The sequence below is a fragment of the Chryseobacterium mucoviscidosis genome, assembly GCF_002177115.1.
Taxonomy (GTDB): domain Bacteria; phylum Bacteroidota; class Bacteroidia; order Flavobacteriales; family Weeksellaceae; genus Chryseobacterium; species Chryseobacterium mucoviscidosis.
Genome location: NZ_MVAG01000122.1, coordinates 188,823 through 204,457 on the forward strand (window position 1 = coordinate 188,823; position 15,635 = coordinate 204,457).

15 protein-coding genes and 1 pseudogene are annotated in these 15,635 nt (G+C 36.2%); 11 read left to right on the forward strand and 5 right to left on the reverse strand.

Going from position 1 to position 15,635, the window contains the following annotated elements:
- Positions 1-8: 8 nt before the first annotated feature.
- Complete coding sequence (locus B0E34_RS12695; RefSeq protein ID WP_087709961.1) at positions 9-569, reverse strand: helix-turn-helix domain-containing protein; 561 nt, start codon at positions 567-569, stop codon at positions 9-11.
- Positions 566-967, reverse strand: a complete 402-nt coding sequence (locus B0E34_RS12700; RefSeq protein ID WP_087709963.1) for an acyl-CoA thioesterase — start codon at positions 965-967, stop codon at positions 566-568. The genes B0E34_RS12695 and B0E34_RS12700 overlap by 4 nt, the downstream gene beginning before the upstream one ends.
- Before the next feature lie 429 nt (positions 968-1,396).
- Between B0E34_RS12700 and rbp the strand changes: the two genes are divergently transcribed.
- On the forward strand, positions 1,397-1,801 hold the full coding sequence (gene rbp / locus B0E34_RS12705; protein WP_087709965.1) for an RNA-binding regulator: 405 nt from the start codon (positions 1,397-1,399) through the stop codon (positions 1,799-1,801).
- 54 nt (positions 1,802-1,855) lie between these two features.
- On the opposite strand, the gene B0E34_RS12710 is transcribed toward rbp, so the two are convergent.
- Both B0E34_RS12710 and B0E34_RS12715 read right to left on the reverse strand, forming a co-directional pair.
- A complete protein-coding gene (locus tag B0E34_RS12710; RefSeq protein WP_087709966.1) occupies positions 1,856-2,344 on the reverse strand; it encodes a BlaI/MecI/CopY family transcriptional regulator in 489 nt (162 codons plus the stop codon).
- A gap of 8 nt (positions 2,345-2,352) precedes the next feature.
- A complete protein-coding gene (locus B0E34_RS12715) occupies positions 2,353-2,955 on the reverse strand; it encodes a phosphatase PAP2 family protein (RefSeq protein ID WP_087709968.1) in 603 nt (200 codons plus the stop codon).
- Positions 2,956-3,082: 127 nt separating this feature from the next.
- Here B0E34_RS12715 and pdhA point away from each other — a divergent pair, with 127 nt between their 5' ends.
- The 10 genes and pseudogenes from pdhA to B0E34_RS12770 all read left to right on the forward strand — a co-directional run bounded on the left by pdhA (position 3,083) and on the right by B0E34_RS12770 (position 14,253).
- Positions 3,083-4,084, forward strand: coding sequence for a pyruvate dehydrogenase (acetyl-transferring) E1 component subunit alpha (gene pdhA / locus B0E34_RS12720; protein WP_087709970.1), 1,002 nt, complete (start codon positions 3,083-3,085; stop codon positions 4,082-4,084).
- 108 nt (positions 4,085-4,192) lie between these two features.
- Complete coding sequence (locus tag B0E34_RS12725) at positions 4,193-5,812, forward strand: dihydrolipoyl dehydrogenase family protein (protein WP_087709972.1); 1,620 nt, start codon at positions 4,193-4,195, stop codon at positions 5,810-5,812.
- Between the two features lie 141 nt (positions 5,813-5,953).
- Positions 5,954-6,943 (forward strand): bile acid:sodium symporter, encoded by a 990-nt coding sequence (locus B0E34_RS12730; RefSeq protein ID WP_228423073.1) that lies wholly within the window; start codon positions 5,954-5,956, stop codon positions 6,941-6,943.
- Between the two features lie 60 nt (positions 6,944-7,003).
- A complete protein-coding gene (locus B0E34_RS12735; protein WP_087709976.1) occupies positions 7,004-7,672 on the forward strand; it encodes an ABC transporter ATP-binding protein in 669 nt (222 codons plus the stop codon).
- An 11-nt stretch (positions 7,673-7,683) separates the two neighbouring features.
- Positions 7,684-8,265, forward strand: coding sequence for a murein L,D-transpeptidase catalytic domain-containing protein (locus B0E34_RS12740; RefSeq protein WP_087709978.1), 582 nt, complete (start codon positions 7,684-7,686; stop codon positions 8,263-8,265).
- A 20-nt stretch (positions 8,266-8,285) separates the two neighbouring features.
- A complete protein-coding gene (radC, locus tag B0E34_RS12745; protein WP_087709980.1) occupies positions 8,286-8,963 on the forward strand; it encodes a RadC family protein in 678 nt (225 codons plus the stop codon).
- Positions 8,960-9,826: a hypothetical protein gene (locus tag B0E34_RS12750; protein WP_087709982.1), complete on the forward strand. Its 867-nt coding sequence runs from the start codon at positions 8,960-8,962 to the stop codon at positions 9,824-9,826. The genes radC and B0E34_RS12750 overlap by 4 nt, the downstream gene beginning before the upstream one ends.
- A 77-nt stretch (positions 9,827-9,903) precedes the next feature.
- On the forward strand, positions 9,904-10,416 hold the full coding sequence (locus B0E34_RS12755; RefSeq protein WP_087709984.1) for a DUF7935 family protein: 513 nt from the start codon (positions 9,904-9,906) through the stop codon (positions 10,414-10,416).
- Between the two features lie 22 nt (positions 10,417-10,438).
- Positions 10,439-11,050, forward strand: a complete 612-nt coding sequence (locus B0E34_RS12760; protein ID WP_087709986.1) for an inorganic pyrophosphatase — start codon at positions 10,439-10,441, stop codon at positions 11,048-11,050.
- A 486-nt stretch (positions 11,051-11,536) separates the two neighbouring features.
- A pseudogene (locus tag B0E34_RS12770) lies at positions 11,537-14,253 on the forward strand (sodium-translocating pyrophosphatase).
- Positions 14,254-14,429: 176 nt separating this feature from the next.
- Here B0E34_RS12770 and B0E34_RS12775 read toward each other — a convergent pair.
- Positions 14,430-15,569 carry an aminotransferase class I/II-fold pyridoxal phosphate-dependent enzyme gene (locus tag B0E34_RS12775; RefSeq protein ID WP_087709990.1) on the reverse strand — a complete coding sequence of 380 codons (1,140 nt, stop codon included), beginning with the start codon at positions 15,567-15,569 and terminating at the stop codon, positions 14,430-14,432.
- Positions 15,570-15,635 lie beyond the last annotated feature (66 nt).

Genomic DNA, 15,635 nt, shown 5'->3' on the forward strand with positions numbered 1-15,635 from the left:
CCTCCAACTTAAATCTGATCCAGCGGTTTTCTGTTGTGAATTTTCAGTTTTTTAAATTCAGTAGGAGTGAAGCCGGTGCTGTTTCGGAACTGGGAAGATAAATGCTGAACACTCTTATAGCCAAGTTTTCCTGCGATCTCTGTTAAAGTAAATTCATTATATAAAAGAAATTCTTTTACTTTTTCAATTTTTTGAAGAATGAAAAACTGTTCAAGCGTGATGTTTTCGTTCTGAGAGAAGGTTTTTGAAAGAGAACTGTACTCTTTATGGAGTCTGGAGGTTAAAAATTCAGACAAAAGAAAACTTTCAGCGATATCCAGTTCGCTGATTTTTACAATAATTAAATTTTTAATTTTCTCAATTAACTGATGGGCAGAATCTTTAATTCTTTCAAAACCTGTTTTCAGAAGAAGTTCTTCAAGTTTCTCCAGATCATCGCCGGAAATATCCTGCTGTGTTTCCGCTTCTCCGAGAGTGATTGATGTTAAGGGAATGCCTGCTTCAGCAAATATAGCTTCCACAGCAGAAATGCATCTGCCGCAGACCATATTTTTTATGAAAATTTTCATAAGGAGCTTTGGTTGTTCAATCTGTCTTTCACAAATTCCACTTTCGTTTTTCCGTGAGGAGCAGGATTTCCGTTTTCGTCGAGATTTACCATAACGATTCTGTCGACGGTGATGATGGTTTGATGGGTCATTTTGTTTCGCACTTCACATCTTAAAGTAAGAGAAGTTGAGCCGAACGCCGAAACTTCGATCCCGATTTCAATGATATCGCCCTGTTTTGCGGAGCTTACGAAATTGATTTCTGAGATAAATTTGGTGACTACTTTTTTGTTTTCAAGCTGAATAACTGCATACAACGCAGCTTCTTCATCGATCCACAGCAACAGTCTTCCTCCGAAAAGAGACTGATTGGGGTTAAGGTCTTCCGGTTTTACCCATTTTCTTGTGTGATAGTTCATATCTGAAATTTTACTGCACAAATTTAGCTTTTATAACCGGCTTCGTCAAAAGATTTAGATTCAGTAATCCGAAAAGAAATATTTATATTCTCAATTATTTCTTTTGGAGCGTATGGTTTTTACTTTTGAGATTCATGTTTTGGATTCAAATTTACCCAAAGTAGAAGGTCACGGTGTTCCGTTATTTTGTAGATGTCACTCTTTTTAATGATTATTCATAAATATTTCATGATGAATTAATACTTTTTAACGAAATAATATTTTGATTGAAAAATTTATTGAAATAATTTCAAAAAAAGCTTTGATATGAAATTAATAATCGTATCTTGCACCTGTATTATATCTGGAATCAATATTTGTTCATTCTTTATGTTGTTTTTCTTTTATAAACCAAATCATTTTTAACTTATTTTAATTTTATTAATCAAGATGAACATTTTTGTTTCAAACATCAACTACGCAACTAAAGATTATGAGTTGCAGGATTTATTTTCAGAATTTGGAGAAGTTTCTTCTGTAAAAATCATTACAGATAAAGAAACTGGTCGTTCTAGAGGTTTCGGATTTGTCGAAATGGAGGACGCAGAAGGACAACAGGCTATTGAAGCTCTTAACCAGAAAGAATTCAACGGAAAAGAACTTAACGTTTCGGAAGCTAAACCAAGAGAAGAAAAGCCAAGAAGAACTTTCAACAGCAATGGTGGAGGTAACAGAGGTGGCGGTTACGGAGGTAACAACAGAGGTGGCGGTGGCTACGGTGGCGGTAACAGAAGCGGTGGCGGTGGCTACGGTGGAGGAGATCGCGGCGGAAACGGCGGTGGAAAACGTTGGTAAAAAATATAAGCGGTTCTTTTGGAACCGCTTTTTTTATGAAGTTTTTTAAAGGAATTATTCTTTTTCCTTCTTTTTTTTCTTTTTCCTGTCTTTGTCTTTTTCCTTATCCTTGTTTTTCTTTTTCTCCTTTTTAGGATTCAGAATTTCATTGGCATACTCAAATTCTTCTTTTACTTTTAGAGGTTTTATCTCTATTGCAGGATTAAGTTCCTTCAGATCTTCCTGAGAAATTAATTTTTCCTGAAGCAGAAGATTTAAAATTTCCTTGCCCGAATTGTCAAAAAAATGTTGTGAAAGTTCTTTTAATAAAAATTTACGGTAATCTTCCAAAGGTACGATCACGGAGTATTTAAAGATCCTTCCTTCCTTTTCTGTAGAAAGGTATCCTTTTTCAACCAGTATTTTAAGGTAAGTGGAAACGGTATTCTGGTGGGGTTTGGGTTCAGGGTGCTGTTCCATAATATCCTTTAAATAAAATGATTCCAGCTTCCAGAACAGCTTCATTAAATTTTCTTCCGCAGATGTAAGATGATTGATTTTCATATAAATTCTTAATGTTGAAACTGAATATGGCAATAAAGGTAAAGAAAAGATACTATAAAAGCAATTCCGGCTCCCATGAACACTTCTTTTGGGGTATGTCGTTTTAGAATAATTCTTGTAATTCCTACGAGTATCGCAATGCCTAACCAGATGATTCCCATTGTGGTATTCAGCGCAAAAAATAAAGCAGCTACAAATATATTAAATGCAATGTGCATCGAACTTTTAATGAAATAATTGCTGATCTGCAATGCTAAAAGCAATATCAGAATAAAGAGCATTACCCAATCGATCTGTCCGTTTTTTAAATAATTAAAGCCAATATAGGAGATAACTGCGGCTGCAATAAAAATATATAACGTTTTTCGCTGTACTCTGTTGGATACATCCATGTTGGTATATCTTCCTGTTTTTACATTCCAAACCAGCCAGATGATGACAGGAGCAATTACTATTACTAATATAGGAAGAAATGAGGTAATGGCTTCTTTCAGAGAGTATTTTAGAAAACTCATGTAAACGAAAAATATAAACAGAGAAAGCAAAGGATTGAAAAAATCGGATATAATTCTTGATATTTTATGCAATAATGAAGGCTGTTTTTCTTCCATATAAAGGTTTAATGATGTAAATATAATACTATAACCAAAAAAACAATAGGTAGGTATACAATAAAAATGAAGTTTTTTTTATAATTTTGCTCAACTATTTCATAATAAATAAGCAAGAGCTCAACACATGAAAGAATTTTCTAAAGAGGTATACCTGAAGTGGTATGAAGATATGACAATGTGGAGAAGGTTTGAAGACAAATGCCGTTCTCTTTATCTAAAACAAAAAATCAGAGGTTTTTTACATTTGTATAACGGTCAGGAAGCAATCCCTGCAGGTTTTACGCATGCAATGGATTTAACTAAAGATAGTATGATCACTGCTTACAGATGCCATATCCATCCAATGGCGATGGGAGTGGATCCTAAAAGAATCATGGCGGAACTTTGTGGTAAAGCTACAGGTACTTCCGGAGGAATGGGCGGATCTATGCACATTTTCAGCAAAGAGCACAGATTTTACGGTGGTCACGGTATTGTAGGGGGTCAGATTCCTTTGGGAGCAGGTATTGCTTTTGCAGACAAATACTTCGACAGAAAAGCGGTGAATATCTGTTTCTTCGGAGATGGAGCGGCTAGACAGGGTTCATTACATGAAACGTTTAACATGGCGATGAACTGGAAGCTTCCGGTAATTTTTGTTGTAGAGAACAACCAGTATGCAATGGGAACTTCTGTTAAAAGAACAGCCAACCACGAAGATATCTATAAATTAGGTTTAGGATACGAAATGCCTTGTCTTGCAGTAGATGCAATGGATCCTGAAAAAGTCGCTGAAGCAGCTTATGAAGCAATTGAAAGAGCAAGAAGAGGAGACGGACCTACTTTTATTGAAGCAAGAACTTACCGTTACAGAGGACACTCTATGTCTGATGCAGAACCATACAGATCTAAAGATGAAGTGGCTCTTCATAAAAATGATGACCCTATCGAGCTGATCAAACAAAGAATTTTGGCTAACAATTGGGCAACAGAAGAAGAACTGGAAGCGATGGATAACAAATCGAGAGATTTTGTGGAAGAGTGTATCGAATTCATGGAAAATTCTCCTTATCCGGATGCAGAGAAGATCTATGAGTATGTATATGCTCAGGAAGACTATCCGTTCTTAGATAAATTAGAAAACTAAAAGATAATAAATCGGTTTGAAAGTTTGAAAATTTGAAAATGATTTATTATCATATCTTTTTTAATTTTCAAATTCATAAAATCCCAAATTTTCAAATTATAAAAAATTATGGCAGAAGTTATTACAATGCCACGTCTTTCCGATACAATGACGGAAGGAAAAGTGGCAAAATGGCATAAAAAAGTAGGTGATAAAGTAAAGGAAGGCGATATCTTAGCTGAAATTGAAACAGATAAGGCGGTTCAGGATTTTGAATCTGAAATGGAAGGAACTCTTTTATATGTAGGAGTAGAAGAAGGTAATGCAGCAGCGGTAGATTCTGTTCTTGCAATTATCGGTAATGAAGGAGAAGATATTTCAGGACTTACTGGCGGTGCAGCAGCTCCGGCTCAAGGTGGTTCTGAAGAGAAAAAAACAGAAGAAGAATCTAAAACCGAAAACACTTCTTCCAGTGTGGAACAGACTTCTGCGGAAGTTCCTGCAGGGGTGGAGGTAATTACCATGCCAAGACTTTCGGATACAATGACGGAAGGTAAGGTAGCAAAATGGCACAAAAACGTTGGAGATACCGTAAAAGAAGGTGATCTTCTTGCTGAAATCGAAACAGATAAAGCTGTTCAGGATTTCGAATCCGAATTCAACGGAGTGTTGTTGAAACAAGGTGTTGAAGAAGGAGGAGCTGCTCCGGTAGATTCGGTTTTGGCAATTATAGGACCTGAAGGAACAGATGTTTCAGGAGTTGGCGCTCCAAAAGCGGCTGCTTCATCATCAGAAAAACCTGCTGAACAAAAAACTGAGGCTAAAGCAGAAGAAAAAGGGGCACCGGCTGCAGATCATTCATCTACAGACAGGGTTGCCATTTCTCCGTTAGCGAAAAAAATGGCTCAGGATAAAGGCGTAGACATCAACAGTATTCAGGGTTCCGGAGAAAACGGAAGAATCGTTAAAAAAGATATTGAAAATTATCAGCCTTCTGCGGCTAAAACAGCGGCTTCAGCTCCATCTGCAAGTCCTGCGGCGGCTCAGGTTGCATTAAGCTTCGTACAGGGTGAAGATACGGAAACTCCGAACTCACAGGTAAGAAACGTAATTGCAAAACGTCTTTCTGAAAGTAAGTTCTCTGCGCCTCACTATTATCTGATGGTGGAAATCAACATGGATAAGGCGATCGAGGCAAGAAAAGAAATCAATTCTTTACCGGATACTAAAATTTCTTTCAATGATATGATTATTAAGGCGACTGCTGTTGCTTTAAGAAAACATCCACAGGTAAATTCAAGCTGGGCGGGAGATAAGATCATTCACAGAGGAAACATCAACATTGGGGTAGCAGTTGCAATTCCGGACGGATTGGTAGTTCCTGTTCTTAAGAATACAGACCAGATGAATTACACGCAGATTTCTGCTGCGGTAAAAGATATGGCTTCAAGAGCGAAAAACAAAGGTCTTAAAGCTAATGAAATGGAAGGTTCTACCTTCTCTATCTCAAACTTGGGAATGTTCGGAATCGAAACATTTACAAGTATCATCAATCAGCCAAACTCGGCAATCCTTTCAGTAGGAGCCATCATTGAGAAACCTGTTGTGAAAAACGGACAAATCGTGGTTGGAAATATCATGAAGCTTTCATTAGCTTGTGATCACAGAGTAGTAGACGGTGCTACAGGAGCACAGTTCTTACAGACTTTAAAAACATATCTGGAAAGTCCTTTAACATTGTTACTGTAATTTTCTGTTTAGATATACAATTTTAAAAAGGTTTACCGGAAGAAATTCGGTAGACCTTTTTGCTTTTAAGATAATTTTAAGGCGATTTTAATATGGTCACAAAGATTTTAGAATGATCCTTGCTACTTTTAAAAAATGAAATTGAGCAGAATAAAATTAGACAAACAAAATATTTTTCTTTTATTGCTGATCGTAATGGTTGCAGCAGGTAAACTGATTCCTTTCAGAAGCGAATACAATCAGTATTTTAATCTATCAGCATTTATAGACTGGGGAATTGCAGCGATCTTCCTTCTGTATGGACTAAAGCTGAATATCAAAGAAATCATCAAAGATATTTCCAACTGGAAACTTCATCTTTTGGTTCAAGCCGGAACATTTATTATTTTTCCGCTGCTTGTATTTTTATTTTATGGTTTTGTAAAAGATACTGAATTTTTCGTTACCTGGCTTTCCATATTTTTTCTGGCAAGTCTGCCTTCCACCGTTTCTTCTTCAGTCGTTATGGTTTCTATCGCGAAAGGAAACGTAACTTCAGCTATTTTCAATGCCTCCATTTCAGGAATTATCGGAATTGTAATGACTCCTTTACTGATGAGTTTTTTTGTACAGCCCGATCAGGAAAATATTAATAATGCAGAAATTATCCAGCAGCTTTTACTTAAAGTTTTACTGCCGATTATTTTAGGATTAATTTTAAACCCGTTATTGAAAAACTGGGTGACAAAGTATGCGAAAATTATTGCAGAATTTGATAAAATGATCATTTTACTCATCGTTTATGAAAGTTTCTCCGAAGCGTTTTCACAGAATGTATTTGCCTCAGTTCCTTTTTCGATATTCCTTATTATTGCAGTCAGCGTTATCACTTTATTTTTCTCGGTATACGGAATTTTAAAATTAATTTCCGGAAAGCTTCATTTTAAAAGAGAAGATATGATTACAGCTACTTTCTGCGGATCCAAAAAATCTCTGGTTCACGGAAGTCTTTTCATAATGGTTTTAGGAATTCCGGAAGATCAGAAAGTACTTTTTCTGCTTCCTGTGATGATTTATCATAGTTTTCAGTTGTTTTACGTGAGCTGGCTTGCCAATAAAATTGAGAAAAAATATCGTTTGCAAAAAATATAATCCATGTAAATTATATTTTTATTGCTTTTCAGATTTAAATCAATTCACTATTTTTGAATCATGATTAAAGCAAGGAATATCCATAAATTTTATGGGAATTTAGAAGTACTGAAAGGTGTTGATATTCATATCAAAACAGGAGAGGTGGTTTCAATTGTGGGAGAATCCGGAGCTGGAAAGTCTACACTTTTGCAGATTCTGGGAACACTGGATCAGCCAACGACTTCCAATAAGTTTGATACGGAAATTGAAATTGCCGGAGAATCTTTTATCAATATGAATGATAAGCAGCTTTCTAAATTCAGAAATCAGAATATCGGTTTTGTATTTCAGTTCCATCAGTTATTGCCGGAATTTACAGCTTTAGAAAATGTTCTGTTGCCGACAAAAATCGCAGGTGCCAACGAAAAAGAAGCTATAGAAAAAGCATATGCTCTGTTTGAAGACTTAAAAATTGAACAGCGACTGCATCATAAGCCCAATCAGCTTTCAGGTGGTGAAGCGCAAAGAGTAGCGGTGGCAAGAGCTTTAATCAACTCACCGAAAATTATTTTTGCTGATGAACCAACGGGAAATTTAGATTCGAAAAATGCAGATGATCTTCACAGATTGTTTTTTGATTTGAGAGATAAATACAACCAGACTTTTGTAATCGTTACGCATAACCCGAATTTAGCAGAAATTACAGACCGGAAACTGGTAATGAAAGACGGAATGATTATCGAATAAAACTTCCGCAAATGATGAAACCCTTTATTTTTTTATTTCTTTTCTTTATTTCGTGCACCAAATTTGATTCTCAGGCTTCAAATACTGTTGAAGATTTGCCTAAATCTAAAATTTTGGAAGTAAAGAATTTTATTAAAGGAAAAAATTACAATCAGAACCTTGCTGTTTTTATCAATTTTAAAATTCATTCAGGGAAATACCGTTACTTTGTTTACGATCTGAAGAACAATAAAATCCTGCAGAAAGCAATTGTTGCTCATGGTGACGGATCTGTTGTGAAAAATTCCTCCGCGTTGAAATTCAGCAATGTTGATGGTTCTCACCAGTCTTCTTTAGGAAAATACGAAATCCGGGAAAGTTATTCCGGAAAATTCGGAAAAGCCTATCGACTGGATGGTCTGGATGAAACGAACAGCAATGCAAGAGCCAGAGCAATTGTACTGCATTCTTATTATTGTATTCCAGACAAAGAATCTGCAAATCCTGCTTGTTTAAGTTTTGGATGTCCTATGCTTTCTAAAAGTGCATTCAACGAAACTTCAAAATTTATTGACGGTTCAAAGGAAACGATTATTTTATATGCTTTTTACTAATTTTATTTTAAACTAAAAAAATGCGCATTAAACTCCTTGCCGAAGACGACAGACCGAGAGAAAAATTTTTACGGAAAGGTAAAAGTTCGCTTTCTGATTCTGAACTGCTTGCCATCATCATGGGAAGCGGAAGCAGGGACGAAACGGCAATTGAACTGGCAAGAAAAATTTTAGCATCTGTTAATAACAACTGGCATCAGTTAAGCCTGTTGTCTTTAAAAGATTTAATGAAGTTTAAAGGAGTGGGAGAGGTAAAAGCTATTTCCATTATTACGGCTTTGGAGATCGGGAGAAGAAGAGCAAGTCAGGAAATTCCTGAGAAACCTGTAATTTCAGGAAGCGACGGAGCGTATCAGATTTTCAGAAATCATTTGTCGGATCTCCGGACAGAGGCATTTTGGGCAATTTTTCTGAATCAGAGCAACAGAGTCATTCATCTTGCCCAGCTTACGCAAGGAGGAATTAATCAATCGATTGTGGATATACGCATCTTGTTTAAAACGGCATTAGACCATTTTTCAACAGGGATTATCATTGCGCACAATCATCCTTCGGGAAATCTGAAGCCAAGCAGAGAAGATATAGAAATCACTCAAAAAATAAAGGAAGCAGGAAAAATGCTAGGAATTCAGCTCCTGGATCATATTATTGTGACACAGAATTCATACTTTAGTTTCTCAGACGACGGATTATTATGATTAGAAGATTGAAATATAATGAAATAGATTTTGAGAAGTACAATAACTGTATCGAAAATTCTGAACAAAAAAACTGGTACTCTAGAAAAGAAGTTTTAGATCAACTTTCGGGAAACTGGCATATTTTGGTTTATAATGATTATGAAGCGGTAATGCCGGTTCCTTTAAAAAGAAAATTTGCTTTAAATTTAGTGGTTATGCCGCTTTTTTGTCAACAACTGGGTGTTTTTTCATCTAAAGATGATTTTAAAATTAATGATCAGTTCCTGAATTTTCTGAAAAAAAGATATAACATATTTTCATACTCTTTCAATCATTATAATTCTTTTTCTCAGGATTTGGACAAAAAGAAAAATTACACAATCCAGATTTCAGATTATATACTTCTGAGAAGAAAAAAATATTTCAAAGGAAGAAAATCTACTGCAAAATGCGCTCAACATCTTATTTATAAAGAAATTGATTTCAGCGAAGAAAGCTTTTCTTTCATGCAGAAAAACTTTAAAGGGCTTTCTAAAGATGGAGATGTAGAAAAATACAGAAAATACTTAAATTTTCTTTACACCAATAATTCTCTGAAGCTTTCAGGAGCCTATCTGGATGAAAAACTCATTAATATTGCGGTATTAATTGACGAAAAAGATCAACTTTCTTTGTTGGGACTTATTAACGATGAAGAGTATAAAGATGAAAACGGTCCTTCCTTTCTTATTGATAAAATTCTGAGTCTTTATATTCATGAAAAGAAATTTAATTTTATGGGAAGCAATATCCGGGGAATAGAGGTTTTTTTTAAAAGTTTTGGCGCAGAACTTCAGGAATATCCTACTCTCGAAAATAAAATTCTGAAAAAGTTCTTTTAGATTAGACATTGGATTTTTTATTGCGGATTTTTCATGTATAGATTGAGAAAATATTACTAATTTTGCTACCTCAAATTATGACAAGTTTTTCAGGATATTTACCCTATGCTTTTGCATTAATTATTGCAATACCTTTTCTGGTTTTGCTGAGACAGTTTGTATTTACTTATATCAAACTTAAAGAACAGGAAATCAGATTACTTTATGTAAAGTCTAATTCCGAAAATAAAACCCAGTCTTACGAAAGAATGACGCTTTTTATGGAAAGATTAAAACCTTCCAATCTTATCCAGAGATTTGATAAAGGTCTTGCAGCCCATGAATTCATTTTTCTGACTGAAAAAGCGATCAATGAAGAATTCGATTACAACGCTTCACAGCAATTGTACATCACCAGAAATTCATGGAAAAACATTGTCGATTCCAAAAACGCAGTTATAGAGCTTCTTCACAGAACCTATGAAGGAATCAACGGAAACGCAAACCTTGATGAGTTCAAAACTATTTTTCTGATGAACTATATGGAAGGAGAAGATTATATTTCTATGACCATTGAAGATTTAAGAAAAGAAATTTTAATAATAGCTTAACTAAAAAAATAAATTTTAAATAATGATTCCAAATTTTAAAGCACATCCATGGCACGGAATTTCTGCAGGAGAAGATGCGCCAAATGTTGTAAATGTTTTCGTGGAGATCGTTCCTTCAGACACTATTAAATACGAAGTAGATAAAGAAACAGGATTTTTAAAGGTAGACCGACCTCAGAAATTCTCAAATATTATTCCGGCATTATACGGTTTTGTTCCAAGAACCTATTGCGACAGCGCAGTAATGAATTTAGCAATTGAAAGAGGCGCTACAGACGTTACGATGGGAGATCACGATCCGCTAGACATCTGCGTTTTAAGCTCTCACAACATTCACGCAGGAGGTTTGTTAATGGAAGCTATTCCAATCGGAGGTTTCAAAATGATCGACGGAGGAGAAGCAGACGATAAAATCGTAGCAGTAATGATCGGAGATCACGCATTCGGACATTTCAGAGATATTTCAGAATTGCCGGAAGCAGAAGTGAAACGATTAATGCACTACTTCCTTACTTACAAGAACTTACCGGATGAGCCTGCAAAATGCAGAATTCAGGAAGTTTACGGAGCAGAACATGCTAAGAAAGTAATCAAAGCTTCTCAGGAAGATTATTCAAACAAATACGGAGGATAAATTCTCTTTATTTCAGATAAATTAAGGATAGACGGTTTTCGTTTATCCTTTTTCTTTTTAAGAATTCTGTATTGTAATAAGAATTCCGAAATCACACCTTTCGAAAACATAAAAAACGAGATATTGTCAATTTTTAATTTTTTTAGGAGCTGTTTCCTGCTTTCCACTGTATCTTTTTTGTTACGGGCTCCGCTTCTCTCCGCCCGCAACAAAAAAGGATGTCGTTTCAATCAGGGCTAGTAATTACCATTCTTAATAGATTGATAACCAAAACCTCAGAGATTTTCATTCCACCAAAAATTTTTGCAACATTGTTCTTTTGATTTCTCTAATCAGTATATATTTTACATCAGTTGCTTCAAGCATAATAAATTCAATCCGTTTAATCGTTTAACTGCTAATTTTGAAATACTTATAAAGATTTTAACATAATCCATAGAAATTATTCGTTATATTTAATATCTATTACCAAAAAAATATTAAACTATGGATCTATTTGTGTTAGTACCAATTTTTGGTGTTGTTGCTTTACTGTATACTTTTTTTCAGAGTAACTGGGTGAGTAAGCAGGATGCCGGAAATGAAAAAATGAAAATTATCAGCGGACATATTGCTGACGGTGCAATGGCTTTCCTAAAAGCCGAGTACAAGATTTTAACCTATTTCGTAGTTGTGGTAGCTATTCTTTTAGCGGTGATGGGGATGAGCAATGCCAACTCTCACTGGAGTATCGGGATTGCCTTTGTAGTCGGAGCTATATTTTCCGCATCGGCAGGTTTTATTGGGATGAAAATCGCTACAAAAGCCAACGTAAGAACCGCACAGGCTGCCAAAACATCCCTTTCTAAAGCATTAAGAGTTTCTTTTACAGGAGGTTCCGTAATGGGAATGGGCGTTGCGGGTTTGGCTGTTTTAGGATTGGGAGCTTTATTTTTAATCATCAAACAGATTTTTGCACCCGACGCAACCGTGGATTCCCACGAAATGGAAAGGACGATTGAGATTCTTACAGGATTTTCTCTGGGAGCTGAATCTATCGCGCTTTTTGCAAGAGTAGGAGGCGGAATTTATACAAAAGCAGCAGATGTGGGCGCCGATTTAGTAGGCAAAGTAGAAGCCGGAATTCCTGAAGATGACCCACGAAATCCTGCAACCATCGCAGATAACGTAGGAGATAACGTAGGTGACGTTGCAGGAATGGGAGCCGATTTATTCGGTTCTTACGTAGCAACGGTTTTAGCAACCATGGTTTTAGGAAGAGAAACTATTTCTGAAGATTCTTTCGGAGGGTTTGCTCCTATACTTCTTCCCATGCTGATTGCCGGAACAGGAATCATTTTTTCAATAATAGGAACCCTGTTTGTAAGAATTAATGATAATGAAGACTCTTCCACTTCAAGCGTACAGAATGCTTTAAACCTTGGAAACTGGGGAAGCATTGTAATTACGGCAATAGCTTCTTATTTTTTGGTAAATTATATAAGATGGTTCTCCGAGGACATGAATTCTCTAAAATGGGTGTTTTTGGGGCGATTATGGTAGGATTGGTTGTCGGTACTTTAATGAGCATCATCACAGAATATTATACCGCAATGGGTAAAAGACCGGTTTCGAGTATCGTAAGACAGTCTTCAACAGGCCATGCAACCAACATCATTGGCGGACTTTCTGTAGGAATGGAATCTACACTGCTTCCGATTATTGTTTTGGCAGGAGGAATTTATGGTTCATATCTTTGCGCCGGATTGTACGGCGTTGCCATCGCAGCGGCCGGAATGATGGCGACAACAGCAATGCAACTCGCTATTGACGCCTTCGGGCCGATTGCAGACAACGCAGGAGGAATTGCCGAAATGAGCGAACTTCCAAAAGAAGTACGTGAAAAAACAGATATTCTGGATGCAGTAGGCAATACAACGGCAGCCACAGGAAAAGGTTTTGCGATTGCTTCTGCTGCTTTAACGGCTTTAGCTTTATTCGCGGCTTTTGTTGGGATTGCAGGAATCGACGGAATTGATATTTACAGAGCAGATGTTCTTGCCGGATTATTTGTCGGCGGAATGATACCTTTTATCTTTTCATCTCTGGCAATCACTGCGGTTGGACAGGCTGCAATGGCAATGGTAGAAGAAGTTAGAAGACAGTTTCGCGAAATTCCCGGAATTCTGGAAGGAAAAGCGCAGCCGGAATACGAAAAATGTGTAGCCATATCAACCGATGCCTCCATCAGAAAAATGATGCTTCCGGGAGCTATTGCCATCGTTTCCCCTTTGCTCATCGGGTTTATTTTCGGGCCTGAAGTTTTGGGAGGTTTTCTTGCCGGAGCTACAGTAAGCGGTGTTTTAATGGGAATGTTCCAGAATAATGCAGGCGGAGCTTGGGACAATGCTAAAAAATCTTTCGAAAAAGGAGTCGATATCAACGGAAAGACTTATTACAAAGGTTCTGAACCCCATAAAGCTTCCGTAACGGGAGATACGGTGGGAGATCCGTTCAAAGATACTTCAGGACCTTCGATGAACATTTTGATTAAACTGATGTCGATTGTTTCTCTGGTGATTGCTCCCACTCTCGCTGTTTTACATAAAGATAAAATAGATGCCAACAGAAAAGCTAAAATTGAAGCTTTAACAGGCGTTTCAGCAGTTTCATTAACTAATCAGACAGGATCAACAGCCGTTGTTCCGCAGGAAATAAAAGGCTATGTTAATGAAAGCGGAGATTTTGTGTATGACACAGGAAATATTCAGGAGATAGAACTAAAAGGCGGAAAGAAAATAAAAATCGGAGAAGGAAGCCAGTTGTATCAGATGTACAATTCGGTTAAAAATAAAGATCAGGGAGTTTTGGATCCGAATAAATGGTTTACGATAGAAAATCTTTACTTTGAGACAGGTTCCAGTGATTTAAAAGCGGGTTCTGAAGTCCAGTTATTAAATTTAGTTGAAATTATGAATGCTTATCCAACTTTAAAGATCAAATTGGGAGGCTATACCGATAATTCAGGAAATGAAGAAAGCAATCAGAAACTTTCCAATTTGAGAGCTCAGACCGCAAAACTGAAACTGCTGGAACTGGGAATTTCCGGAGACAGAGTGGAAGCAGAAGGATACGGTTCTCAGCATCCTGTTTGCGCAGCCAACGATACGGACGAATGTATGGCAAAAAACAGAAGAATTGATGTAAGAGTTTTGTCTCTGTAAAAATCAACTTTGAATATTGAAAGCACTGCATCATGCGGTGCTTTTGTTTTAAATATCATTTAAATTTTCCTGCCAAGAAATCTGCTCAATCAACAAAATAAATATTTCCTGCTGTCATTTCGACAGAAGAGAAATCTAAAAATAAAAAAATGAAAATCTTTACACTGACAGTAATTTTAAAGATTCTTTTTCAAATATTCAAGCGCATTAGTAATCAGATCATCATTTTTAGCAAAACTGAAACGGATATAATCTGAATTCTGTCTGGAATTGTAAAAAGCGGATAGAGGCAGACATGATACTTTCTTTTCGATAGTCAGCCATTTTGAGAATTCTACATCCGTCATTGTTTTCGAAACGGTTCTGAAATTCACGATTTGAAAAACGGCACCTTCTGCTTTTTGTTCTACAATGAAACGTGTTTCTTGAATCAGTTCATTAAAAAGATCACGCTTTTTTTGCATTACAATATGATTTTCCGAAGCATCAAAAACTTCCAGATATTTGGCTATTGCGTACTGACACGGCGCATTTGCGCTATAAGAAATGTATTGCTGATGACAGCGGAATTTTGCCGTTAATTCTTCAGGTGCTAAAAGATAGCCGACTTTCCATCCGGTAGAATGAAACATTTTTCCAAAAGAAAAAATACAGAAAGTTCTTTTTTTCAGTTCAGGATGAAGAAACGAACTGTAATGTTCCTTTCCGTCAAAACAATAGGTATCATAAATTTCTTCCGAAATCAGATAAATTTCCCGATCTTTAATGATGCTGTATAATTGATTCCAGTCGCTTTCAGACCATATTTTTCCGGTTGGATTTTGTGGAGAATTTACAATAATGGCTTTTGTTTTTTCAGAAATACAATTTTGCAGTTTTTCCCAATTTATCGAAAAATCATTGTCAAGATCATAATAAACAGGAGTTCCTCCATTCAGGAAAATGGATGGGCCATACGTATAATAGGATGGCTGAATGACAATAACTTCATCTCCCTGATTCAGAATAGATTTAAGGGAAGTATATAAAGCAAAGGTTGCACAGGGAACGATTGTTACTTCATTTTGTTGCAATCTTATGCTGTTTTTTCTGTTGAAATTAAAACGGATTATATTTTCTATCAACAGAGGATTTCCTGCAAGTGGTTCATAATGATGAATATTGAGGTCAGCAGCTTCTTTAAGGTATTCTCTCAGACGGTAATCAATATCAAAATCCGGTAAGCCCAAAGAAAGATCAAAGCTGTTGTTTTTAACAGCCAGTTCAGACATTTCGGTAAAAAAAGAGTAATGATTGAATCCGTAGATATTCTCCATACTTTTTGCATTTATTTCAAATATAAGAAAAATAGCAATCCGTAAAAGATTAAATATTTTTTGTTA